The 22,411-nt window shown below is 65.7% G+C and carries 23 protein-coding genes and 1 pseudogene; 11 read left to right on the top strand and 13 right to left on the bottom strand.

Annotated features, from left to right (window positions below):
- Positions 1–48: 48 nt before the first annotated feature.
- Together ACWDXS_RS12415 and ACWDXS_RS12410 are read right to left on the bottom strand one after the other, a co-directional pair.
- Positions 49–756 (bottom strand): TetR/AcrR family transcriptional regulator, encoded by a 708-nt coding sequence (locus tag ACWDXS_RS12415; protein ID WP_378987458.1) that lies wholly within the window; start codon positions 754–756, stop codon positions 49–51.
- A 15-nt stretch (positions 757–771) separates the two neighbouring features.
- Positions 772–2,163: a lipase family protein gene (locus ACWDXS_RS12410; RefSeq protein WP_449965060.1), complete on the bottom strand. Its 1,392-nt coding sequence runs from the start codon at positions 2,161–2,163 to the stop codon at positions 772–774.
- Between the two features lie 451 nt (positions 2,164–2,614).
- Here ACWDXS_RS12410 and ACWDXS_RS12405 point away from each other — a divergent pair, with 451 nt between their 5' ends.
- Both ACWDXS_RS12405 and ACWDXS_RS12400 read left to right on the top strand, forming a co-directional pair.
- A complete protein-coding gene (locus ACWDXS_RS12405; RefSeq protein ID WP_378988454.1) occupies positions 2,615–3,979 on the top strand; it encodes a lipase family protein in 1,365 nt (454 codons plus the stop codon).
- Between the two features lie 61 nt (positions 3,980–4,040).
- On the top strand, positions 4,041–4,433 hold the full coding sequence (locus ACWDXS_RS12400) for a nuclear transport factor 2 family protein (RefSeq protein WP_387443653.1): 393 nt from the start codon (positions 4,041–4,043) through the stop codon (positions 4,431–4,433).
- Between the two features lie 98 nt (positions 4,434–4,531).
- Here the strand turns inward: ACWDXS_RS12400 and ACWDXS_RS12395 are convergent, their stop codons facing one another.
- Positions 4,532–5,812: a cytochrome P450 gene (locus tag ACWDXS_RS12395; RefSeq protein WP_449965056.1), complete on the bottom strand. Its 1,281-nt coding sequence runs from the start codon at positions 5,810–5,812 to the stop codon at positions 4,532–4,534.
- A 131-nt stretch (positions 5,813–5,943) separates the two neighbouring features.
- Here ACWDXS_RS12395 and ACWDXS_RS12390 point away from each other — a divergent pair, with 131 nt between their 5' ends.
- Entirely contained in the window at positions 5,944–6,483 is a 540-nt protein-coding gene (locus ACWDXS_RS12390; protein WP_449965052.1) for a hypothetical protein, read from the top strand.
- A gap of 161 nt (positions 6,484–6,644) precedes the next feature.
- Here the strand turns inward: ACWDXS_RS12390 and ACWDXS_RS12385 are convergent, their stop codons facing one another.
- Complete coding sequence (locus ACWDXS_RS12385) at positions 6,645–7,436, bottom strand: class I SAM-dependent methyltransferase (protein ID WP_449965049.1); 792 nt, start codon at positions 7,434–7,436, stop codon at positions 6,645–6,647.
- A gap of 417 nt (positions 7,437–7,853) precedes the next feature.
- Entirely contained in the window at positions 7,854–8,744 is an 891-nt protein-coding gene (gene sigJ / locus ACWDXS_RS12380; protein ID WP_449965046.1) for an RNA polymerase sigma factor SigJ, read from the bottom strand.
- Between the two features lie 132 nt (positions 8,745–8,876).
- Between sigJ and ACWDXS_RS12375 the strand changes: the two genes are divergently transcribed.
- Together ACWDXS_RS12375 and ACWDXS_RS12370 are read left to right on the top strand one after the other, a co-directional pair.
- Positions 8,877–9,464, top strand: a complete 588-nt coding sequence (locus ACWDXS_RS12375; protein ID WP_387443662.1) for an NADPH-dependent FMN reductase — start codon at positions 8,877–8,879, stop codon at positions 9,462–9,464.
- Entirely contained in the window at positions 9,461–9,946 is a 486-nt protein-coding gene (locus ACWDXS_RS12370) for a YybH family protein (RefSeq protein WP_387443664.1), read from the top strand. Before ACWDXS_RS12375 ends, ACWDXS_RS12370 begins: the two co-directional genes overlap by 4 nt.
- Before the next feature lie 156 nt (positions 9,947–10,102).
- Here the strand turns inward: ACWDXS_RS12370 and ACWDXS_RS12365 are convergent, their stop codons facing one another.
- A complete protein-coding gene (locus ACWDXS_RS12365; protein ID WP_449965042.1) occupies positions 10,103–10,258 on the bottom strand; it encodes a hypothetical protein in 156 nt (51 codons plus the stop codon).
- A gap of 376 nt (positions 10,259–10,634) precedes the next feature.
- On the opposite strand from ACWDXS_RS12365, the gene ACWDXS_RS12360 reads away from it, so the two are divergent.
- Together ACWDXS_RS12360 and ACWDXS_RS12355 are read left to right on the top strand one after the other, a co-directional pair.
- Positions 10,635–10,997, top strand: coding sequence for a VOC family protein (locus ACWDXS_RS12360; RefSeq protein WP_449965039.1), 363 nt, complete (start codon positions 10,635–10,637; stop codon positions 10,995–10,997).
- Positions 10,998–11,665: 668 nt separating this feature from the next.
- Positions 11,666–12,631: a ferritin-like domain-containing protein gene (locus tag ACWDXS_RS12355; protein WP_449965036.1), complete on the top strand. Its 966-nt coding sequence runs from the start codon at positions 11,666–11,668 to the stop codon at positions 12,629–12,631.
- Between the two features lie 203 nt (positions 12,632–12,834).
- Here the strand turns inward: ACWDXS_RS12355 and ACWDXS_RS12350 are convergent, their stop codons facing one another.
- From ACWDXS_RS12350 to ACWDXS_RS12335, 4 genes and pseudogenes are all read right to left on the bottom strand, one after another.
- Complete coding sequence (locus ACWDXS_RS12350; protein WP_449965033.1) at positions 12,835–13,377, bottom strand: GNAT family N-acetyltransferase; 543 nt, start codon at positions 13,375–13,377, stop codon at positions 12,835–12,837.
- Positions 13,378–13,428: 51 nt separating this feature from the next.
- Positions 13,429–14,621 (bottom strand): annotated as a pseudogene (locus tag ACWDXS_RS12345) (IS110 family transposase).
- Between the two features lie 1,040 nt (positions 14,622–15,661).
- Positions 15,662–16,258, bottom strand: coding sequence for an NADPH-dependent F420 reductase (locus tag ACWDXS_RS12340; protein WP_449965029.1), 597 nt, complete (start codon positions 16,256–16,258; stop codon positions 15,662–15,664).
- A gap of 32 nt (positions 16,259–16,290) precedes the next feature.
- Positions 16,291–17,106 carry an inositol monophosphatase family protein gene (locus ACWDXS_RS12335; RefSeq protein ID WP_449965026.1) on the bottom strand — a complete coding sequence of 272 codons (816 nt, stop codon included), beginning with the start codon at positions 17,104–17,106 and terminating at the stop codon, positions 16,291–16,293.
- 124 nt (positions 17,107–17,230) lie between these two features.
- On the opposite strand from ACWDXS_RS12335, the gene ACWDXS_RS12330 reads away from it, so the two are divergent.
- Positions 17,231–18,175, top strand: a complete 945-nt coding sequence (locus ACWDXS_RS12330) for a LysR family transcriptional regulator (RefSeq protein ID WP_378987419.1) — start codon at positions 17,231–17,233, stop codon at positions 18,173–18,175.
- Between the two features lie 147 nt (positions 18,176–18,322).
- Positions 18,323–18,637 carry a hypothetical protein gene (locus tag ACWDXS_RS12325; RefSeq protein WP_449965023.1) on the top strand — a complete coding sequence of 105 codons (315 nt, stop codon included), beginning with the start codon at positions 18,323–18,325 and terminating at the stop codon, positions 18,635–18,637.
- 339 nt (positions 18,638–18,976) lie between these two features.
- Here the strand turns inward: ACWDXS_RS12325 and ACWDXS_RS12320 are convergent, their stop codons facing one another.
- A complete protein-coding gene (locus ACWDXS_RS12320) occupies positions 18,977–19,315 on the bottom strand; it encodes a hypothetical protein (protein WP_449965020.1) in 339 nt (112 codons plus the stop codon).
- Positions 19,316–19,324: 9 nt separating this feature from the next.
- Complete coding sequence (locus ACWDXS_RS12315) at positions 19,325–19,768, bottom strand: VOC family protein (protein WP_449965018.1); 444 nt, start codon at positions 19,766–19,768, stop codon at positions 19,325–19,327.
- Between the two features lie 431 nt (positions 19,769–20,199).
- Here ACWDXS_RS12315 and ACWDXS_RS12310 point away from each other — a divergent pair, with 431 nt between their 5' ends.
- Together ACWDXS_RS12310 and ACWDXS_RS12305 are read left to right on the top strand one after the other, a co-directional pair.
- Positions 20,200–21,333 (top strand): FAD-dependent oxidoreductase, encoded by a 1,134-nt coding sequence (locus tag ACWDXS_RS12310; protein WP_449965016.1) that lies wholly within the window; start codon positions 20,200–20,202, stop codon positions 21,331–21,333.
- Between the two features lie 61 nt (positions 21,334–21,394).
- On the top strand, positions 21,395–21,700 hold the full coding sequence (locus ACWDXS_RS12305) for a hypothetical protein (RefSeq protein ID WP_449965013.1): 306 nt from the start codon (positions 21,395–21,397) through the stop codon (positions 21,698–21,700).
- Between the two features lie 100 nt (positions 21,701–21,800).
- Here the strand turns inward: ACWDXS_RS12305 and ACWDXS_RS12300 are convergent, their stop codons facing one another.
- Positions 21,801–22,211, bottom strand: coding sequence for a DUF4189 domain-containing protein (locus ACWDXS_RS12300; protein WP_387443692.1), 411 nt, complete (start codon positions 22,209–22,211; stop codon positions 21,801–21,803).
- Positions 22,212–22,411 lie beyond the last annotated feature (200 nt).

The following is a 22,411-nucleotide window of genomic DNA, read 5'->3' as shown; positions in this document are numbered from 1 at the left end:
GGACAGCGCGGTCTCCGGCAATCAGTCCGCCGCGGCCGACAGCCGGCTTCACATCACGCTGATGAGGAAACGCGTCAGAACCTCGACCAGGTCCTCGAGTTCGGCGGAGGTTCCCTCGACGCTCCACTGATGAACCAGCGCCATGAGCGCTCCGATGAAACCTGTTGCTGCGGCACGGAAACCGCCGGCGGGAACGAAGTCCGGGTCTCGTGCCTGCTTCAGTTCTGCCGTGAAGAACTGTACCCAGATCTCACGCTGGTCGACCCGGTGCTTCTCGACATCGGCGCTCACGCCGACGATTTCGACGAAAGATACCCGCGCACGATGGGGGTTCATCCCGATCGATTCGGCGTAGGCACGCACAGCGATGCGCGCCCGCGTCGGCGCGTCCACCTCGCCGGCCTCGCTCAGCGCCTCGACCACCGCCCGGCGCGCATCAGTCTGAACCAGGTCGTAGACCGCCAGCAGTAGTTGCTCGCGGTTGCCGAAATGCTCATAGAACTGCGCGCGGGCCAACCCAGCGGCCTTGCACACCATCGTGATGGATGCGCCTTGATATCCCTGCTCGCCGAACACGGCGAGACCGGCTGCGATGAACTGCTCCCGCCGTTCGGCCCGGCGATCCTCGACCGGGCGACCGTCGTAGATGCGTGGGGACCCGCTCGCAATCACGCCGTCAACTCTAGTGGCCCGAGCGCGGCCGGTTCGCGGCAGCCGATGGACAGTTCGGAAGAAGCCGATGATTCGGTGGTCCACTCCGAGCTGGCTCGACTATTTGGCTCCGATCGGTTTGCCGAAGAACGACGCGATCGTCTCGCCGAAGATGGACGCGAACAGGGTCATTCCGTCCGGATTCAGGGCTAGCCAGCCCGCATCGGTGATGCTGCACCCCGGCTGAGCGGGAACTCCGTCGAGTCGATCCTTCAACCACAGCAGCGCGGGCGCGGCGCCGGAGATCTCCGTGGTGATGTGCTCGGCGAAGTGTTCACGCGTGTATTGCACTGTTGCCGTGAGGCTTTCGCAGTAGGTGTTCACCAGCGTGTTCACCGGACCGACCGGGATGAGTTCGTCGGGGTTGGCGTTCCAGATATACATCGGCATGTCGGGAACAGACTTGCCCATGCGGGTCTTGTCCAGGGTCGCCATGACAACGGGGTCGCGCAGAGGGTCGCCGCCGGGGACGCGCAGCATGCCCGAGATGTTCAGGAAGGGCACCAGCGCGGTGTTGTACTGCACGCACAGCCCGCCCTTTACCGTCGCCAGACCTTTGCCCAGCGGGTCGAGATCTCGGTTCAACATGTCCGCGAACTCCGGATACTCACGCGAAAGGCCGAGTACCGCGGCGTAGATGATCCCGGCCCACGCCCCGTTGTTGCCGTTGCTGAGCACTGCGCCGAGATCGGCGGGAACACCGCCCTCGGCGGCACCCACGATATCGATCTCGGGTGCGTAGCTTTGTTTCAGCTCGGCCGCGTGGCCAGTGGCGATCGCGCCACCGGAGTATCCGTACATGCCGATGCGCGCGTCCGGCGTGACTCGTAGCGGCTCGAAATTCCGGGCGGCCCGAATGCCGTCGAGGGTGATGCGACCGGCCAGTGGCCCGGCCGCGTACGCGCTGTCGGGCCCCTGATGGTCGGGGATCACGACGGCCCAGCCCTGTTGCACCGCCGCTTGCGCGATCACGAACTCTGCCGGAGCGACGATCTGGCCGGCCAGAATGGCAGGCGACCATTGCTGCACGGCATAGGACGGCGCGCAATACCCGGCCAGCGAATCCTCGGCGATCTGCATCGACACCAGCTTCGACGGTGTCGAATTCCGCGGCTTGAGTACCGTCGCGACGGCCGGGACGGCCTCGTCGCGGCTGTTGTTCGACCGGTAGGACACCTGCCACGCATCGACATTGAGCGGGATGACCCCGACGTTGGCGACGTTCACCTGGCGCGCGGCGATGATCTCACCGGGTGCTTTCGCCGCAACGACGTCGGCGGCTGGTCGGTAAAAGGCGGGATCGAGCTCCGGCGGGGCCGGAATCGGAGTAGCGGGCTGAACCACAGTCGGCTCGGCCGTGCTGGGGGCAGCGCCGGCGATCATCGCGATTGCCATCGCCCCCGCCGCCAGCCCGATCAGACGGCGGCTAGCCGCTCCTGGACGAAAGTTCATCTTCCCCAACCTCTCGAGTGTGCCACTGCACTGACCCAGACGCTGCGTGTTCCAAGTCGCAGCGAAACATTAGACGTCATTGTCTATGTATGTCCAATCTCGATCAAGTCGCCGGTGGTCTAGTGCTCACCGCGCTGGTAGCAGCTTCATTTCGGTCTACACGCAATGAAATCGATGCGCTTGGGGTGGCGAAGGCGTTACGTCTGAGTGTCTGGGGCAGTTGGTCATCACCGCCGCACCTCTGAGGCGGGATGGACCCATTCGTGGAGCCAACTGTGACTTGCCTCATCTCTCGCTGGATGGGTAATGTGCCCCACATCTTAGATATTCGCGTCCAACAATGATGCTGGGAGTGCTCGATATGGCCGCAGTGAACTGGCGCCCGCCGGTGAGAGACCGCCACAGCCGGACAAGGTCGCGGGTGCGGGCCCGTTCGCTCGCCTTCGCCGTGATGATGGTCGCGGGGACCGCCACGGTCGTCGCCGCGCCGGCCTCAGCACTGCCGTTCGACGGAGTCGTGCAGCCCGCGCCGCCGTTCGTGAGTTCACCGGCGATACCGGAGTTCGATTCCTTCTACCGCCCGCCCGCGGACGTCGTCGCAGCCAAACAGCCCGGCGAGATCATCGCCGCGCGGCAGGTGAACGTCGCGACCTACAACGTGCTGCCGCTCAACGTCGATGCCTGGCAGCTGTCGTATCGGTCGAACAACAGTCGCGACGAACCGATAGGCGCTGTCGCGACGGTGCTGAAGCCGCGCGGAGAAGTGCCACGCGGGTCGCGAAACCTGCTCTCGTACCACATGGCCGAGGACTCGACGGGTAAGTACTGCGCCTCGTCGTATTCGATCCAGCAGTGGGCGCTGCCCGGCTTCCTCACCGGGCAGCTGGTCGCGCCGATCGGGTTCCTCGAGGTCCAGGTGGCGTTGCAACAGGGCTGGGCCGTGGTGGTGCCCGATCACCAGGGGCCGAACGCGGCCTTCGCGCACGGCCCCTTGGCCGGGCGGATCGCGCTCGACGGCATTCGCGCGGCCGAGAACTTCGCGCCGATGGGTCTGGACGGGGCGGCGACCAGGGTCGGGATGATGGGCTACTCCGGTGGTTCGGTCCCTACGATGTGGGCGGCCGAGATGCGCAAAACCTATGCGCCGGAACTGAATATCGTCGGCGCGGTCTCCGGCGGCACTGATGCCGACCTGGGCGAGTTGGTGAATCTGGCGAACAACAACGCGGCCTCCGGTCTGGTGTACGCGGGCATCATCGGCCTGGCGCATGAAGAGCCGGAGTTCGCAGCCTTCCTGCGTGAAACGAACAATCCGCTGGGGCAGGCGCTGTTGACCGCGAAGGATCAGCTGTGCGTGGGCTTTCAGGCGGCGCTGTTCCCGTTCATGGATATCAAGGGGCTGTTCAATACACCCGGAGATCCCCTCGCGGCACCGGCTGCCCAGGCGGTGATCGAGCGCACCCGGATGGGTAAGAGTGTGCCGGACATGCCGGTGTTCCTGTACCAGGCGAACATGGATTGGCTGGTGCCCGTCGGGCCGGTCAACAAGCTCTACGGCACCTACTGTCAGGATCCGAACGCGCAGGTGACCTATACCCGTGATCACTTCAGTGAGCATCTGAGCCTGGAGGGTATCGGCTTGCCGAGCGCCATGATGTGGATGCGTGATCGCTTCGCCGGGGTGCCGGTCGAGAACGGTTGCCAGCTAGATGAAGTCGGCTCCATGGCGCTGGACTCGCGCACATGGGGGGAGTGGGTCTCGATCATCGGCGGTGAGCTGGCGGCCTTCCTCGGTCAGCCCATCGGCACCCGCTGACGCCCGCTGTCGGGTCGACTCGTGGATCGCGACAGCCTCAGCTGAACGCGAACATCGTGGCGTGGGTGCGACATCGGCTGGCAAGGTGAGGCGCATGGAGAACTTACGGGATGCTGAGCGGCGGTTGCAGGCCGCGCAACTTGCCGGGGATGTGCAGGCGCTGGATCGTCTGCTCGATGACCGGTTGATCTTCACCTTCGGCGCAGACGTCTACACCAAGACCGATGATCTGGAGCTTCACCGCACCCGGACGCAGGTGGTGACGGCCATGGTCGAGGAAGAGCTGAACGTACTCACCGACGGGCGTGCCGGGGTGACCTGGTTTCTCGGGACCATCGAGGGGACCGTCAACGGCGAGCCTTTCGGAGCCAGGATGCGTTACACGCGTTCCTGGTTGCACGACGATACGCACGGCTGGCGGATCATCGCAGCACACGCCAGCACGACGGATTGATGGTCCTGTCGCCCGAATTCGACCTGTGCGTCAGAGGGCGTCTGAAACTCCATCCGGCGTCGCGCGAAACAGAGCATCCACCAATGATGGTGCGCTTTTCAGTTGACCAGAATCGGTGCCCCGTCGGACGGCACATTCGTGATGTTGCGGACCCGGCCCCGCGTCGTCGCGGCCGCGGGCAGGGACAGGACGTGGCGGCGCAGGATCTCTTGGAGCACCGCCGCGCCTTCCATCAGCGCGAAACCCGCCCCGATGCACCGCCGCACTCCGCCGCCGAACGGCAGCCAGGTATTCGGCGCCACGCTGCCGTCGAGGAAGCGGCCGGGCCGGAACACCGCGTCCGGGAAAGCCTCGGGGCGCTGGTGTGCGAGCAGGATCGAGGTCGCGACGACGGTTTCAGCGGGCAGGTCGTAGCCGCCGATCATCATGTCGCGGGTGAGCTTTCGCACGATCCCTCCGATGACCCAGTGGTAGCGCAGTGCTTCCTTCATCACCGCTTCGAGGTAAACGGTGTCGCCGTCGAGCGCGGCCTGGCGGGCGAGGTCCTGCTGTGCGGGGTTGGCGGCCAGTTCGCGTAGCGCCCATGACAGTGCGGCCGAGGTCGTCTCGTGCCCGGCGGCGAGCAGGGTGACCAACTGATCGCGGAGTTCGTCCGGGGTGAGCGGGGTGTCGTTGCCGCTGCCCGCTGCCATCAGCCGCGACAGCACATCTGCGCCCGTGGCGTTGCTGCCGGTGCGGCGCTGCTCGATCTCGGCGTAGAGGTGGGCGTCCAGACTGGCCCGGTCGTGGTGGAACCGCTTCCAGGGGCCGCGGTTTTGTAGGGCCGGGTAGCGGGAACCGAGCAGGGTGAGCGGGGCGATGTCGGTAATCCGGCGCATGGGTGGACCGAGTAGGTCGCGGCGGCGCGGATCGGCGACACCGAGCACCACCTCGCCGATGACATCGAGGGTGATCCCGGTCATCGCGTCCAGGCCGCGGATCGTCGACCCAGCCCGCCAGGTCTCCACGTGGCCAGCGGCGATCTGCTCGATCATCTTGCGGTAACCGGTCAGAGCTGGCCCGGTGAAGGCGGGCATCAGCAGGCGGCGGGCCCGAGCGTGCTCGGCCTCGTCGGTGATGAGCACCGAATGATCGCCGAGCAGCGGACGCAGGATGCCGTTACTCTCGCCGGCGTGCAGGTCGGTGGGGGAGGCGGCGAAGATCTCGCGGACGTGCTCGGGGCGAGTGAAGACAACCAGATGTCGGGCGTATGGCGGCACCATGCGCAGGGTGAAGGTGTCGCCGTAACGGAGAGCGGTGGCGGTCATGAACCGCTCCCGCGCTTGCACATACCGGATGGTCTGCGCGATCGCGGGTAGTCGGGGGCCGGGCGGGTACATGGCGACGGTCCTCTCCTAGACACCTCACTCCACGGTAACCCCGGGGGCTCGAGCCGGGCGTCGAACTGGAAGTCCGCGTGTTGGCGGCAGTGCGGCAGAACGGCGTTTGTCTGAATTGTTGGTCTCCGTTGATGATTTCAGCACGGAAAGGTTTTCCGGCGCTGATCGGGGCCGCGTTGATCTGTTCGATGGTGGCGTGTTCCGGCGAGAACACCGCCGCGACCTCGCCCAGCCCGTCAGCGCCGCGCACCAGCACGACGGCCGAACCGACGCAGACCGACGGCACATTGCCCGACGGCACCGACACCTACGGCTATCGCGATTCGTTCGCCCGATGTCAGGGCACGGAACGGCTGGTGCTGCTGGTCAGCCAGACCACTGGGCGTCCGGTGACCACCTTTCAGGGCAGCCGAGTGGGCGGCGACCAGCGATTCGTCGTGTGCGAGGACCAGGCTGGCACCCGGATCATGCGGGCGGCGGCGCCGGCGCTACGGCCGGACCCCTTCGACGGAGCCTTCTTCACTTTCACCGCCAATAGTCAGCAGTTCGTGGCCGATGGCATGAAGATCGACCTGGCACGTGCGACGATCACCGTCACCGACGATCCGAAACACCCCGAATTCCGTGCGGTGACATGGACGGTGAACGAATACTGGTCTGCTGTCTACTAATTCGGCCCCTCGGCCGCGACCCGGCTGTCATCGTGAACGTCGTCGCTGGTTCAGCGACTTTGATGATCGACGTCTGTGGTCCGGGGGCTATCGCGTTTCGTCGCGAGAAGTTCTGGATTTCTAGGCATTCGTCACCGTCGCTAGTGCGCAGACCGTTTTTACTACCTGGGTTCCAGGAAGGCTGTCCGTCGCGACAGCTCGGCCCGTAACTGCAGGAATCGGAATAGTCCTGGCCGACCGACGACGCCTTCGTAGCGGTCGACGACCTCGTCGATGAAGGCGGGGATGTCGGCGGCGGGAATGTGAGCCGTCCAGTCCGCGAAGCCGACCGTGCACCACCGGGCGAAGGCCTCGCGTGAGCCGAAGTCCCATTCCCGGTCGGTCACGGAGTGTGCGGTGACCTCGAGGTCGGCACTCCCCGCGATCGAGGGCAGTGCGTCGGGGTCGATATGCACGAAGGGGCGCGCGAACCCGGCGAACGCTGTCGACCAGCGCACATCGTCGGTGACAGCCATCGCGACGTTCTCGATGCTCGGGCGAGGTCCAGCGCAGACATATTGCACGAGCACCCGTCCGCTGGGTTTCAGTGCCGCGGCGATGTGCCGGTAGGCCGTCTCCTGGTGGAGCACCCAGTGCAGTGCGTTGAACGAGACGACGAGGTCGAAGTCGCGGGGGAAGGTCATGGTCGTGACATCGCCGACGCCGAAGTCGATGTTCGTGAGCTGGTCGTCGGCCGTGCGGGCGGCCTCGATCATTCGCGGCGACGGGTCGATGCCGAGCACGGAACCAGCGGGCACTCGCGCCGCGATCAAGCGAGTCACATAGCCGTCGCCACAACCCACATCGAGGATGTCCTCGGCACCCGCGAGCGAGACGGACTCCACAGCGTCCGTCGCCATCGCGCGCTGGAGTCCACTGATGTGGGCGTAGCCTGCGCCGTCCCAGTCGGCCATCTACGACCCGCCCTCGCCGAGATTCGAACTCGGCATCGGTCGACCGGATGCGTAGGACGCGAGTGGAATCACCGATCTGCGACTGACCGGGGGAGATCCCGCGATGCGCCTGGCATTCCCGGCCGCGACGACCACTATCGCCTCGCGGTGGTAGGCGACATCGATGATTCAGCGCTGAAACCGGGCAGGCACATGATCAACCTCCTGAACAGTCTCCCCGGGTCATAGCAATTGACTCTTATCAGTTTGGCACAGTGACGACGAATACGACCACGAAGAAGGTGAAGACCCTTGGTGGTGGAGTGCATGCTCGCATCCCGGGATTGCGCGGTCACGAACGTCCGCATCTGCCGAATACCGTGCGTTCGGTCAACGGGTGTCGGCGGGTTCTGGCCGCCATGTTTCCGCAGCCACAGTTCAGCTGGTTGTCCAGAGGCGCAGTTTCTCCGGGTTGCGGATTGCCCAGATGCGGGTGATGCGGGTGCCGACGATATCGAAGGCGTAGACGGAGATGACGGCGTTGCGAAACTGGGCGACCAGGCCGGGCTGACCGTTTACTGTGCGCTCGAGCAGAGCTACCTGGGGGCCGCGGGTGGCGATTTCGATCCAGGCGCTGGCGATGTGTTCGCTGCCGGTGATCGGGTCGCGGAAGGCCGGAGCGAGACCGCCGCTGTCCGCGGTCGCGATTGCGGTCGGGTCGAGCAGTCCGATCAGGGCCTCCATATCGCTTGTTTCCCAAGCCCGTTTGAAGTCCCTGACCACATCGGCGCGCTGGGCGCTCGATGGGCGCTGCGAGGTATCGATGCGGCGGCGGGCGCTGGAGGCGAGCTGGCGGCATGCCGCGGGGGTGCGGCCGACGATGTCGACGATCTCGGCGAAGGAGTAGCGGAAGACGTCGTGCAGGACGAACGCCACTCGCTCGGCCGGCGTCATGGAATCGAGCACGACCAGGAAGGCCATGCCGATCGACTCGTCCAGGGTGACCCGGTCGGCGGGGTCTCCAGGCGCTGGACCACCCAACCACTCGGAGTGGTTGGGTATCGGCTCTGGAATCCACTCGCCCACATACTGTTCCCGCCTGGCACGCGCCGAGCCGAGCAGGTCGAGGCAGATGCGGCTGGCGACTGTCGTCAACCACGCACCAGGCGTCACCACGTCTTGCCGCTGTCGCTCGGAGAGCGCGTACCACCGCACGTAGGTCTCCTGCACCACATCCTCGGCTTCGGCCAGCGAGCCGATCAGCCGGTAAGCGAGATTGATCAGCTGACGGCGTTCGTCGATCACCGCGCGCAGTTGCGGATCGGTCATGGTGTTGGGCTCCTCGTGTCGACGGCACTCACTTATCCGACGAAACAGCGACTCGATTTGTGAGGCCTGACATTTCGCCCGGCTACGTCGTCGGAAGGTGGTAACGCTTTCAGCAGAGCAGGAGTTCCAGAAATGACCAAGATCGGCATCATCCTCGGCAGTACCCGGTCGAACCGCAGTGGCCCCCAGATCGCCGAGTGGGTTCTGGACGCGGCATCGCGGCGTGGCGACGCCGAATTCGACCTGATCGACCTACGCGATCACCCGCTACCGCATCTGGACGAGCCCGCGCCGCCGATGTTCGGCCCGTCGGCACACGCGCACACCCGCGCCTGGGCCGAGCGGATCGGCCCGTTCGACGGCTTCGTGATGGTGACCCCGGAGTACAACGGCGGCATCCCCGGAGTGCTGAAGAACGCAATCGACCACCTGTTCGCGGAATGGACCGACAAGGCGGTCGGATTCGTCTCCTACGGGGTGAGCGGCGGCGCCCGTGCCGTGGCGCAGCTGCGGGTGGTCTGCAGCGGGCTGGGTATGGCGGATGTGAGCCGCCCGGTAGAGATTTCCCTGCTCACCGATTTCGAGAACCACCTCACCTTCACACCGGGCGACCACCATGTCGCCGCCCTGCACAAAACGTTGGATCAGGTCATCACCTGGAGCACTGCCCTCGCGCCGCTGCGGGCGATGCAGAGGCAGTTCTCGGGGAGTGAATCATGACCGCGTCCAACGAGTTCCAGTCACGCGCTGACCGCATCGAGGCGGATGAAGTCGAGATTCGGCGCCAAATCGACAAGGCGATCGAAGGAGTGCGAGCCAAGGATCTCGAGGTCCTGAAATTGCTGTACACAAGCGACATCGTGTCGTTCGACCTCGAGCCGCCGCACCGACACGTCGGGATGGCGGCGAAACTCGAGAACTGGGCGAGAGTGTTCCTGTTCTTCGAGAGTGTGACCTATGACGTGCGCGATCTGACGCTCAGTGTCGGCGATGGTGTGGCATTCGGGCACGCCTTCGCACGTCTGCACGGCACGCTGAAGAACGGCGAGGCAACGAGCGGTATATGGGTCCGGGTCACCTACGGAATGCGGAAGATCGCCGGCACCTGGTTGATCGCACACGACCAGGTCTCGGTGCCACTCGACATTGCGAGCGGCAAAGGCGTGGTCGACCTCGATCCGGGGGGCGCGGAACGCCCGTAGTGACCCGTCAGCGATCAGACTGTCCAGCACGAACTTCAGGCCGAGCCGAGGGCAGTGGCCGCGCAGTGTCGGGCGCCTACCTCAGCGAGGTCCGCGCGGCGGGTGAGAATCGGATGCTCGCCCGCCGCGTCCTCGAACCCGATACCGCGTTCGCAATCAGGCATCGTAGGGGGAAGAGGTGCTGAGGAACATCTGGAGCTGGGTTTGTAAGACCGTGGCGCGTGACTGGCCGAAATGCTGGGCTTTCTCCAGGGCCGCCATGGCGGTGTCGATGTCCCCCGAAAGGGCTTCGCCTCGTGCCTGTTCGGTCACCAGATCCCAGGTGTCACGGGTATTGCCCGCCGGCTGACGTTCGGATTCTGGCCGAGGAGGTCCATTACTCCCGTGAATGGACCTCCGAACACCAACGGGCTCACGCACCCAGCATTTGTAATATCCACAACAACAGGTCAGCCGAACTCGCCGGAACGCGGAGCTTCCGCAGTCTCGGCTCCGCACCCCCACCACGCGCGTCCCGCTCGCCGTCACCGGCCCGAATCGGTGGTGCAACGACGCACACGACCGAGCCCGAGAAGAGCGCTGTCCGCTGCCCGAAAAGGAGTGGAGCCGAGCCACCACAGTGCGGTTGGATGACTACCTGCGGGTGCCGCCCCGCGGCCCGCGAACACGGATGACCGAGGAGTGGACGATGCCGATCGCCATGCTGCGAGGCGTGACTCTGGACTGCGCCGATCCCCGGGCTCTGGCCCGGTTTTACCAAGAGCTGACAGGCATGCAGCTCGGCTTTGACACTGACGAGTTCGTCGGCCTGACCGATGGTTCGGGCTGCGACCTGGGCTTCCAACGGGTCGAGGGATACCGGGCCCCGCGGTGGCCCGGTCAGGACGTGCCGCAGCAGCTCCACCTGGACCTCGGCGTCGAGGACCTCGACGCTGCGGAGAAGTCGGCGCTGAGGCTCGGCGCGGTCAGGCCGGACCACCAGCCGGGCGGCGATCGGTGGCGGGTGCTGCTGGATCCGGCCGGTCACCCGTTCTGCTTGGTCGCCGGCTGATCGTTGGAGTCCGCCGCGGACCGGTCCGGTCTGTGCGGGCCTGAGCCTGCGAGATCCGGCGGTCGCGTCGCCGCGGACCGGACCACAGCGCTCAGGCACGCGATGGTTCCCCCTCGGGCATCCTCCGGAACACAGCTACTGGCGGGCGCTGGATGGCAACCGGGGTATCCATCTGTCGAGAATATCTGCGGTCGTACCCCTTCGGTCTGCATTCGAAGAGCTGAATCATGTTGACGTTAAGTACCTTTCGAGCTCGCGCGGTCATGACTGTCGGCGATCACCCCGACCTGATCACCGCCGACGCCGCGCGCACCCATTACGCCGCGACCCCCGACACCACGACTCGCACCTACTCCGAAGCATAGGAGGCATTCCATACCTGATGCGGCACAGCGGATCTGGCGTCGGTCCCGGCCGACCCGGTCACCCGGTATACCCCCTCGGGGCCGTGCGCAAAGACCTCTCGGCGTCGACACTGGCGGCGTGGATCGCCGCGATCGCTGGTTCACACCTTGTCGGCGCTACCCACCGGGCACACAACCAATATCTCACCCGGGACACGATCGACAACTGTTGCGGCGCAATGTTTGAACCATGAGTGCGGGGTAGTCGACATAGTGGTGCAGCGTTGCGCCTCCCTGACGTCGACATCGAAGAGGAAAGACTTCATGAGCACACGCAACACCGTGACGACCCTGCTCGCGCAACTGCGCGTTATCCGCGAGTTGACGGAGACCGAAATCCGAATCGCCGAGACTCGAATCGCACAGGCTCGCACTGAGGCTGTACGCCGCGAGCTGGCTGAGAACGCCCACAACGCCCGCGCTCGCGCGGAAGCCATCGAGGCCGCGATCCGTGAACTGGGTGGCGCGCCGGAGCGGATCGGTCCGTTCATCGGAAGGGCTGCCGCCGCGGTCAAGGCGATCGGCGAACAAGCCCAGCCGTTCGACGAAGCTTTGCTGGGAGACCTCGTCCTCGAACATCAGCTGCTCGACCGCGCCCGCTACGTCAAAGCACTCGCGACCACCGTTCAGAACGCCGATGTAGTAGCCGTGGCGCAGCGGTTGATCACCGCCCATACGGCCACCGTCACATGGTTGACGACCGTACTCGCCGAGGACGCGCTCGGCGGGCCCGCGGCTTTGCGCCGAACACCGATTCAGGCGGTTACGGGGACCGCGGTGAAGCTGATCAATATCCCTGTGACGTGGTCTGCTCGCAGCATCGACCGCGCATTGGACACATTCCGTGCTGCCCCGCCCGCACTGGGCGAGTTGCTCGCCAGGGGTGCGCACGCGGGCGATGTCGCCGTGAAGACGCTCGCGGCCTCGCGCGATGCTGTTCTCGAAACCACTGAGCAGGTCTCGCGGCGTGAAGGCGCGGATTCCACCGCCGAGGCAACGCATTCACTGCGCACCGCCACCGGCCTTCTCGATCCCAGAGAGCTGCCCATCAGTGGATATGACGACTTGAATGTCGCCCAGGCGGCGGCAGCGATCAAGGAACTCGCCGATCCCGCCGCAGTCCGGATGATCCTCGCCTACGAGGAGGCGCACAAGGCGCGGCAGGGTGTCGTTTCGGCCGCGCAGAGCCGTGTCTCGTCGATCGCCCGAGAAGTGAGTGGGTTGAACTGAGAAGTCCCCTGACAGCAACCGCCGCCGACGGCCGTGGCGCCGACTGCCGGTTGAGCCGTCGGACTGCCACGGCGGGTGGCGTTGGTCCGCTCGGTGTCGGTCGTGTCAGGCACGAGGGGTTCCATGGAATCGGGTGTTCACGGAGATCCCGGTACGGCGGAGACACCGGTTGGGTGTTTCGTAAAGCCGGAATCAGCGTGACCTCACCGCTTGTCACGGTTTGCAACGAAGAAGGCCCCGATCAGATGATCACCTTCTTCGCGTGTCCGGGGGTGTCCATATGTTCTTGTCAACGTCGCTGGGTCGGTGGTTGCGAGGGTTTGGCGGTAGGTGAGGGAGTCGCGTGGGGTGAAGCCTGCTCGCTGGTAGAGCCGGTTCGCGGACTCGCGTGATGGCCGGGAGGTGAGGTCGATGGTGCGTGCTCCGGCTTGGCGTGCGAGTTCGACTGCGGTGTGGGTGAGCTCGAATGCGATTCCCTTGCCGCGTGCGGATTCGTTGACGACGACATCTTCGATTCGCGCGCGGACTCCGGTCGGGATTGTGTAGGTGATGAGGGTGAGCATGCCGACGACACCCTCATCGGTTGATGCGATGAGCAGTGTCGCGGATTCGGACTCTATGAGCTTGGCGAGCGATTCGACGGTGATGGGCGCGGCAGTAGTCGACAGCTGCTGAACGAGAGTCGTCACCGCTTGCGCGAGGTCCGTCGTGGCGTGGAGCGCCGTTGTGATCCGAGTTTCACCCATGCGCTCAACTTAATCGACGGGCCAAAGGCGATTGGTTTGTGATGGCTTCGTCTATGCGGCAGCGCCCGGGATGCGGTAGGGCTGTTTGGTTTTCAGCATGGCGTAGAGGACGTCGCAGCGGCGGCGGGCCAGGCAGATGAGGGCGGCGTTGTGTTTTCTTACCTTCGTCGCGTTTTCGCGTGTAGTAGGCGCGGCTGGCGGGGTCGTGCATGGCGGCGAACGCGGACAGGAACAGGGCGCGTTTGAGTTTGTGGTTGCCGGTTCGTGGCCGGGTGCTCGCCGCGGATAGAGCTGCCGGAGCGGTCGGTGACCGGTGCGATCCCGGCGTAGGAGGCGAGGTGGCCGGCCGAAGCGAAGGCCGAGCAGTCGCCGACTTCGAGCAGGGTGCGGGCTCCGGTCCTGACCCGACGCCGGGCATCGAGGTAAGGACCTTGGCAAGAGGGTGATCATCGAGCATCCTCTCGATATCTTCAGCGACGCTCTTGCATTGCAGCAAAGCAGTTTTCAAAGAATCAGTGAGTTTCGGCAATATGATCTCGGCGGCGTTCGTGCCCGGAACTGTCACCGTTTGTGCGGGCAGCGCGGCCAGGATCTCCTCGACCAGCCGCGCGCCCATGCGCGGTGCATGTCTGGTCGCAATCGTGGTGAGTTTGCGCCTGCCTGCCGCTCGGATTCCTTGCGGCCCACCGCAACGTGACAGGATTTCCAGGACCGCTGGGTGCGAGATCCGCGGTCCCAGAACGCGTTCGAGCTCTGGGTGAATGCTGGTAAGCAGCCCGCGGATGCGGTTGCTGGTCCGTGTCGCCTCGCCCGCCTGGTCGTCATCGAAGCCGACCAGGACCCCAAGCTCGGTCAGAGTCTCGTCGCCGGTGTCGACCCGGCGCAGTGTGTGCGGCATGGTGCGGGCGGCGTCAGCGATGATGTAGGCGTCGCGAGGCGTCGGTTTTGGCTTGTCCTGGATAGAGATCAGCGATGCGCTGCATCGACAGGCCGGGCAGGTAAACGACGTCGGCGCCGCAGGCGCGAGCGACGGTGACAGGCAGGGCGCTGATGGTGTTGGGTTGGTCGACCACGATCAAGAGCGGGCCACGGGCGGCGAGTTGGTCGAAGACAGTACGTAGCCGGGCTTCGTCGTTCGGAAGCGCCTTGTCGAACAACCGCTTGCGGGTCGTGTCGAGACCGACGGCGTGGTGCTCGCCTTTTCCCACGTCAAGGCCGCAGAACACGGCATACGCCTGTGTCACTTCTCATTCCTCATCGCGTCGAAAACCCGGAACGGTCACCCGATCTGGCGTCAACGCCCGGCACCCACGTTACGAAGAGACCTACCAGCAGCCCTGTCCCCATTAGCGCTCCGTCGACGCCACCAGCACCCGGCGACACCACCCCCCCGGATCATGAGTGCGACGGGGGAAGAAGTCATACCGGGCCTGGCGACCGTGGCCCCGTGTCAGGGCCACGAAGTAGGTAACGGGGGATACATTCGCTATCCACAGTGGTCGACCTGCGGAAGCGCTGAGTATTGAGCCTGGTTGCGTCAGAGGCTGACGCAACCAGGCTTGTCTTTCTTCCCGGCTGTCCCCGAACTCGTTACGAGCGCGGGCTTTCGATGTTGCGTTGGGCGAGACCGGGCCAGGAAGAACATCGGTAGATCGAATGCACACGAGTGCCGGCGGTCGGCCAGGTCATTCTCGCGAGAACCAGTTGCTACCCCGGTCCTCGACGCAGTTGGAGTTCCGATCGCGAGCGGGAGCTGCCGTGGCGCCAAGCTCCTGCCGGGCTTCCGTAGCTCGCGCACAACCTTCCAGCGGCATCGCCTCGGGGGTGGAGGTGCTCGGTGCCGCAACCGCACGTCCTCACCGTAGAAGACTGCAGCGGCACAAGACTTCTCGACACTGGGCAATCCAGCGATCCGAACAGTCCGGTAGGTGGTCCGGTCGAGTCCTGCGCGATCACGCCCGCCTGGTCCATGCGACCATCGATCGTTGACCCGCCGCTATCACCGTGCGGATACCGAACAGGGCAGGTGTGGTCATCGATCGGTTCGGCCTGGAAACGCTAGACACGCTCGGAGAACACGCCCGGACAGAAGGTGGTCCCGGTGAACGCCCACAACGTCGGATACTGCCAGCCGATAAACCGGTCCCGGGCCTGCGCGTCAGTAACTCCGCTGCGCAGGCCGGTCAGTCCCCGACGCAGCTACAAAGTCGGGTGGTGCGCTCGACCGAGGCTTCTGGCTTCACAGTGCGATGGCAAGCCTGTGCGCCCCGAATGTCCCACTGCCTCAGCGAGCGATGGAGATGGCGAACGGGGCGAGACCTGTGGAACGGATCACGTGCGGCACGAACAAGATCGCAGCCTCGCTCGCCTGGGCGGTCTCGATCCCGCCCAGGTCGGTGATCCACTGAGGGTTCCAGCCGATGCCGGTCAGCAGCCCGGCCACAGTGCGTTTGGCTTCCGGGTCGTTGCCGGACAGGAATACGGTGGGCGGCTGGGTGAGCGTGGCGGGGGCGGTCATGACCGAGAAGAGCATCGTGTTGAGAGTTTTGACGACGCGGGTCTCGGGCAGGGCCTGCTGCAGTTGTTCTGCCAGGCTCGAACCGGGGTAGAGCAGGCCGGCGGGCAGGCCATCGGGCCCGTCGACGGTGGCGTTGGAGACGTCGACGAGGATCGTCTCGCGGAGTTCCTCCTGAAGCGCGCCGAGTCGCTCGAGCGAGCCTGCGCCAGGGGTGGCGTTGATGACGATCTGGGCGGCTCGGGCGGCGTCGGCGGCGGCGCCGGGGGAGCGGTCGGGCACTGCGACGTCGTGGCCTGCCCGGCGCAGCGCGGTGGCCAGACCGCTGCCGACGCGGCCGCTGCCGAGGATGGTGATCGTGTTCATGGGGGTGTTCCTCCTGAGGTCGGTGGTCGGTGTCAGCGAGACAGGGTGGTGACCGCCGCGGCGTGGATGCCGGGGGCAGTGGCGAGGAAGCTGTCGCTGTCGGGGGTCCAGGGGCGGCCGTCGGTGGTGGAGATCCGCCCACCGGCTTCGGTGACGAGCAGGGCGCCGGGCAGCAGGTCGGCGCGGGCACCGGCGAATTGCCAGAAGGCGTCGATGCGACCGGCGGCCATGTTCGCCAGATGCAGAGTCGCGGGTACAGCGACCCGTACGACGAGTGCGTCGAGCAGCATCTCGGTGATCGAGGAGCCGACACGATGCACGACTGTGGTGTCCTCGTCAGGGCGGGCCTGGCTGGTGGCCACGATGGCGAGCCCGAGATCAGTTGTCGCCGAGACGCGCAGCGGGCGCCCGTCCAGGTAAGCGCCGGCGCCGGTGAGCGCGGTGTAGGTCTGTCCGGTCAGCGGCAGGTGGACCACGGTGAGCACCGGCCGGTTGTCGCGGACGAGGGTGGCCGTGACCGCCCATTCCGGCAGGGCGTGCAGGTGGTTGATGTTGCCCTCGGCCGGGTCCACGACCCACCATTCACCCTCGGGCAGGGCGCCGCCGTCGAGTTCCTCCGCCACCCAGCGCGCACCGGGACGCAACGCTTCCAGACGCGGGCGCAGCAGATCGGTCACGGTGTCGTCGTTGGCTGCGAGGGCGCCCATCAGCTCCTCGCTTGATCGGTAGGTGGCGATGTCACCGAATCGGTCGCGCAGTGCCGAACCTGCTGCGCGGACGGCGATCTCGGCCTGGGTGAGCAGCTCGGCGTCGGTGGTGGCAGCAGGGGTGAGGGTCGACTCGGTCATGGTTGCGCTCTTTCTCTGGCGGGGTGGCCTGGCGAAAACTTCTCGTTCTCTTTCGCTGTCTTCGACGTTAGAACCGACAATGATTAACAGCAAGTGCATGTAAAACACGTCTAAGATGACTGTCATGCAATTGGATTTGAATCTGCTCGCAGCCCTAGACGCGCTCTTGGAGGAAGGCAGTGTGGCGGGAGCGGCGGACCGGCTCCACGTCACGGCTCCGGCGATGAGCCGCAGCCTCGGCCGGATACGGCGCACGACAGGGGACCAGATCCTGGTGCGCACGGGACGGACGATGACCCCCACGCCCTATGCGCTGGCCGTCCGCGAGCAGGTGCACCACCTGTTGACGCAGGTACGGGGGGTCTTGGCGCCCAGTCGTGCGCTCGACCTGGACACCCTCGACCGCACCTTCACGCTGCGCTGGCACGACGCTCTCGTCGCGTCAGCCGGCCCGGCGCTGTTGGGTTCGGTGCGGGAGCAGGCGCCGGGTGTGCGCCTGCGGTTCATCGCGGAGTCGAGTATCGACACTCCCGAATTACGGCGTGGGGAAGTCGATCTCGCCGCGAACGCGGACCGTCCCGCCGCGCTCGAGATCCGTGCCGAGCGGGTGGCCGAAACCCGGCATGTCATCGTTGTGCGGCAAGGCCATCCGCTCACGGACGGTGAGACCGTCACTGCCGCACGGTACGCCGCAGCTGATCACCTCACGGTCTCACGGCGCGGAAAGCTCACCAATCTTCTCGACGACGCGCTCGGTCGGGTGGACCTCGCCCGGCGTGTGGTGGCGACGGTGCCCACCGAACATGCGGCGTTCGAGTTCGTGCGCGACTCCGACCTGCTGGTCACCGTGCCGGAGGCGACAGCGCGCGCGGCCGCTCCCGATCTCGGGCTGGTGCTGGTCCCGCTTCCGCTCGACTTGCCGGCGGCTCCGGTCTATTTGTCCTGGCACCAGCGCTACGACACCGATCCCGCGCATGTCTGGCTGCGTGACCTCGCCAGGTCCGCGCTGACCGCCGCGATGGGACCGGAGTCCTCGGACCGGATCGCTGGATTTGCCGCAGCGCCTTAGCCAGACCAGAGCATGAGGCCCGCAGCAGTCAAGACCGCCGGTCGCGCGCGCCGCGGCGCTCCGATCGATGGCGTTGTCATGCGATCTCAATGTGCGGGTTACGCAGAGCCGGAGTTGTCCAAGTATTTGCTGGGCTATCGTTCGGGTATGGAGACCGACTTGAACCCGCCGACGCTCACCGCCGAGGAGGGTGGATTGGTCCTCGATGTCGTCCAGATCGCGATCCACAATCCTCTGGCCCTGCCCGGCGAAACGACCTACTGCTATCTGGTCGCCGAGAATGGTGCCAGGTACCGGATTCCGGCGCCGCTACACGATTGGGCGACCGTGACTCTGGCCGAACACAGCGAGCGCGTCGGAACCGGTCGGTCGGCGGTCCTGCCGGCGCGGTTCGAATTCGGTATACGGGATGGCCGAATGTTTGCCAGCGCACGCGGTGCGGTGCAGCGGCTGGCGCAGTGATCAAAGCCCCAACCGTAAGACCGCGTCCTCGCGGCGGCTCGTCGGCGACTAGTTGTCGACCTTTCCGACACCACCTTCGTTTCCTTGTCCGCCAAAGTCGAACTCGCTCGTCACCGCTGCCCGAGCACGCACGCAGCGGTGACGACCAGCGTTCGCGACCGTCATGAACCGTCGACGACCGCCCGGATCGTCACCAAGTCTGTGACGAGCACGAGCTTGCCCCGCACAGCTCTCTGCCGGGAAGCCGGAAGGAAGGTATCGAGGAACGCCTCGACCACGTCGCGCTGTCTGCACATGCGGCGTCTGTCGCTTCGGTTCGCTCGAGCCCCGGTCCGGAGCTCACAGGGGGAGGGCGTCTCCGGGGAAGCCGTGGCAGGGGTAAACCTCGCACCGCATCATGCCTGCTCGCACGCAGGGATCCTCGGCCATGAGCCCCGAAGCTTCTTCGGCGGGCACGGTCATGATCGCGACACCGGCAACGGTGTCGGAAGCGACCGGGCACAGAACAGCGATCACACCGTCAGCGCGCAACGTCACCATCCGCCGCTGGTGTTCGAGTTCGATCGCGTCCGCGCCGTCGACCATTCGCCCGGGCGCCCAGTGCAGGAGCACCAGGGTCAAGGGCTCTGCGGTGGCGGCCAGGGCTTGAATCTGTTCGTCGGTCACGGTCGTGCTCACGAGATCTCCTCAATTCCGAATGCGCTCGGCCAACGAGACGGTGATTCCCTCGGGCCCCCGGACGTAGGCCATCCGCCACACGCCCTCGTACTCGCCGATCCCGCCCACCAGGCCGTAGCCCTCGGCCGCGGCCCGGGCGACAGCGGCCCGTAGGTCGCGCACCTCGAAAGCGACATTGCGCAGCCCGAGCTCGTTGGCCGGCGCGACTGGTGAACCCGGAAGGTGCTGCGGCCGTGCGAAACTCGATAGCTCCAGCGCGGTATCGCCGCCGGGCACGCGCAACATGACGATCTCGGTGGCGGCATCGGTCATGCCGATCACCGTGTCCAGGAATTCGCCCTCGACGGTCATTTTCGGATCGGCTTCCAGCCCGAGGCTGACGAAGAACGCTGTCACGGCGTCGATATCGGCCACGGTGATGCCGATGTGGTCCAGGCGCTCTACCAATCCCATCGAATGCCTCGCTATCTTTCGCGAATAGACGCTCAGGAAGGTAGCACTCCGATCTTCACGTGGAAACCCCGTTGCTGGTGCGCGCCTTTGCCTCGAAAACAATTCGATTCAAAAGATGGCGCACTCGATCGCCCGCGCAGCGGACATGACAGCGGGGGGCCGCGCGGCGGCAGCGACCTCGTCTGCGCAATGGCCGGTGCAGGCGGCTGTCGGCGCAGCGTGAGCGGCCCGGTCGCGCGACGTGGATGCCGGGCCTATAGTTGTCGGGTCGCGAAAAACGACGTCCTGCGGGCCCACCGCCCCGCCGGGCATCGCTCGTACATCGATTCAGATGGTTCCGATCGGTGAGCGTCTCCTGCCGAGACCGGACATCTCGTCCGCTCACGGCGCTGATCATCGCCGACGCGTGTCGGCGCTACAGAGGAGCGCACATGCCGAAGACCATCGCCATCATCGGAGCGGGACTGGGCGGGCTGACGCTAGCCCGGGTGCTTCGGACTCACGGCATCGCCGCAACGATCTACGAGAGTGAGGCTTCGGCGACGACTCGTACGCAGGGCGGCCTGCTCGACATTCATGAGGCGACCGGGCAGGTCGCGCTTCGCGCAGCAGGCCTCTACGACGAGTTCCTCGCTCTGGTCCGTCCAGGCGAGGACGCCAAGCGTGTGGTCGACCGCCACGGCACGATCCTGTTCGACATGCCTGGCGACCCCGAGTCGGCCCGTCCTGAGGTGGATCGTGGCGAACTGCGGCGCCTTCTCATCGACTCGTTGGCGCCCGAGACGATCAGGTGGGCGCACAAGCTCGCCTCGGTCCGGCGCCGCGTGAAGGGTGGCTACGAGCTCGCCTTCGTGGAAGGTTCGACCGCGCGAGCCGACATCGTCATCGGCGCGGACGGTGCCTGGTCGAAGGTGCGTCCGCTGCTCGCCCCCGCCAAGCCTGTTTACAGCGGAACCTGCTTCATCGAGATCGCTCTCTCTGCGGTCGGCCAGGACGGTCGGGCCGGCGTCGCCGCGATCGGCAGCGGCACCCTGATGGCGGTCGCGCCAGGCAAAGGGATCATCGCCCATCGCTACGCCGACGGGCGCGTGCGCGGATACGTGGCGCTGAACACACCTGAGGAGTGGATGAAGTCGATCAGCTTCGGTGACCCGTCCGCCGGCCTTCGCCAGGTCGCCGACGAGTTCGACGGCTGGTCACCACTGCTCACGGCCTTCGTGACAGAAAGCGACGCGGAACCGTGGCTACGACCCATCTACGCCCTTCCCGTCGGGTTCGAATGGGACAGGGTGTCGGGCGTGACTCTCGTCGGCGACGCCGCGCATCTGATGTCACCCTTTGCCGGCGAGGGCGCAAACCTCGCCATGTACGACGGCGCCGACCTGGCCGCTGAGCTGGTCGAGCAATCCGACACCGAGGCCGCGCTCACCGCCTACGAGCAGCGGCTCTTCCCGCGCAGCAGCGACGCCGCAAGCCGCTCGGCGCAGAATCTGGAGGTCTTCTTCGGCCGGGAAGCACCTCACAGCGTCGTCACTCTGTTCGATCGCGATCATCGCTTTGTGTGACTGAAGGTGCCGGTTGGCCGTGTGCGTGTTGGCGGTGGCCAGCTCACCGCGGCGAGTGCCCGTGATCGGCATCGCGACCCTGTCGATCAGCCTCACCCGCGCACTTGCCGGTTTCGCCGCCGCTTACCACCGCGCTCACACTGATAGCACGGATGCCTCGCATACCCGCCTGAGCGCTGCATCCGCGATCATCGAAACCACACCGTCCGCTCGGATCACCGAGCACGCCGCCCTCGTTTATCGCAAGGTGGACGACCCGGAAGCCGAAGTCGCTGTCCTGCAACGCTATTCGGCCCACTTTCCACTAGGTCTCGGCCCCTGCAAGATCACTGCTCGACTGAGAACTGCCCTGGAACTGCGCGCGTGATCTGCTGCCGACCTTCGAATGCACGACAAGCTCAACAGTCCATTAGTCATGCGGCAGAAGAAGATAGGGGCCGCGCGCAGAAGACCGTGCGGGACCTGGATCACGGCCGGGTGCAGGCGTGGTCGCGATTGAACGAACCGGCGCTTCCGGTGCCGGTGGGGAGGTTGCGGGTGGCGTCTGCGTATGCCTCCCCTGGGGTAGACCCTTTACCGAAGCCCACGATCGGGAACCCTGCGACAATCGCGAGCGGACTCGTCACGACTGCACCGCAGCCGTTCGCGAACGTCACCACCATCCGGCAGTCGATGATGCCTTGACCCTTGCACGCTCGGTCGGCGGCTTGAATGGCGTCGGCCTCCGTCGGGTGGTTGACCGAAAACGCGTAGACGTTGCCCCACACGCTGAGGGAAACGGCGCCCCAGTTGGCCGGGTCGGCGGCGGCGGGCGGTGCCGCGAGGACGGCAGCGGCGCTCACCGAGAGCGTGGCGGCCGCAATGGACTTGTTGAACATGTGGTGTGTGCTTCCTCTGCGCGCCGACCAGGTGCGGCGATCGCATGGAAGATACCGCAGCGCATGGACGTGAGGTCGCCCCAAAAGTCTTGGGGTCACGGCAAAGACCGTCACGAACTGCGGCGTTCGTGACGGATCTGCCGAAGCCGATCCTGCCGGGTCTACCTGCCGATGGCAGGGAGCGGAGAGGATGAGTTGTT

It is taken from the genome of Nocardia sp. NPDC003183 (assembly GCF_053590715.1).
The sequence above is the reverse complement of the archived record's forward strand: the minus strand, read 5'-3'. Positions and strand labels throughout refer to the sequence as shown.

Bases quoted from the DNA above. Each gene is read 5' to 3' on its own strand.
- ACWDXS_RS12410 (WP_449965060.1), bottom strand. From the start codon at position 2,163: ATGAACTTTCGTCCAGGAGCGGCTAGCCGCCGTCTGATCGGGCTGGCG.
- ACWDXS_RS12405 (WP_378988454.1), top strand. From the start codon at position 2,615: ATGATGGTCGCGGGGACCGCCACGGTCGTCGCCGCGCCGGCCTCAGCA.
- ACWDXS_RS12395 (WP_449965056.1), bottom strand. From the start codon at position 5,812: ATGTACCCGCCCGGCCCCCGACTACCCGCGATCGCGCAGACCATCCGG.
- ACWDXS_RS12390 (WP_449965052.1), top strand. From the start codon at position 5,944: ATGATTTCAGCACGGAAAGGTTTTCCGGCGCTGATCGGGGCCGCGTTG.
- ACWDXS_RS12385 (WP_449965049.1), bottom strand. From the start codon at position 7,436: ATGGCCGACTGGGACGGCGCAGGCTACGCCCACATCAGTGGACTCCAG.
- sigJ (WP_449965046.1), bottom strand. From the start codon at position 8,744: ATGACCGATCCGCAACTGCGCGCGGTGATCGACGAACGCCGTCAGCTG.
- ACWDXS_RS12375 (WP_387443662.1), top strand. From the start codon at position 8,877: ATGACCAAGATCGGCATCATCCTCGGCAGTACCCGGTCGAACCGCAGT.
- ACWDXS_RS12370 (WP_387443664.1), top strand. From the start codon at position 9,461: ATGACCGCGTCCAACGAGTTCCAGTCACGCGCTGACCGCATCGAGGCG.
- ACWDXS_RS12360 (WP_449965039.1), top strand. From the start codon at position 10,635: ATGCCGATCGCCATGCTGCGAGGCGTGACTCTGGACTGCGCCGATCCC.
- ACWDXS_RS12355 (WP_449965036.1), top strand. From the start codon at position 11,666: ATGAGCACACGCAACACCGTGACGACCCTGCTCGCGCAACTGCGCGTT.
- ACWDXS_RS12350 (WP_449965033.1), bottom strand. From the start codon at position 13,377: ATGGGTGAAACTCGGATCACAACGGCGCTCCACGCCACGACGGACCTC.
- ACWDXS_RS12340 (WP_449965029.1), bottom strand. From the start codon at position 16,258: ATGAACACGATCACCATCCTCGGCAGCGGCCGCGTCGGCAGCGGTCTG.
- ACWDXS_RS12335 (WP_449965026.1), bottom strand. From the start codon at position 17,106: ATGACCGAGTCGACCCTCACCCCTGCTGCCACCACCGACGCCGAGCTG.
- ACWDXS_RS12330 (WP_378987419.1), top strand. From the start codon at position 17,231: ATGCAATTGGATTTGAATCTGCTCGCAGCCCTAGACGCGCTCTTGGAG.
- ACWDXS_RS12325 (WP_449965023.1), top strand. From the start codon at position 18,323: ATGGAGACCGACTTGAACCCGCCGACGCTCACCGCCGAGGAGGGTGGA.
- ACWDXS_RS12315 (WP_449965018.1), bottom strand. From the start codon at position 19,768: ATGGGATTGGTAGAGCGCCTGGACCACATCGGCATCACCGTGGCCGAT.
- ACWDXS_RS12310 (WP_449965016.1), top strand. From the start codon at position 20,200: ATGCCGAAGACCATCGCCATCATCGGAGCGGGACTGGGCGGGCTGACG.
- ACWDXS_RS12300 (WP_387443692.1), bottom strand. From the start codon at position 22,211: ATGTTCAACAAGTCCATTGCGGCCGCCACGCTCTCGGTGAGCGCCGCT.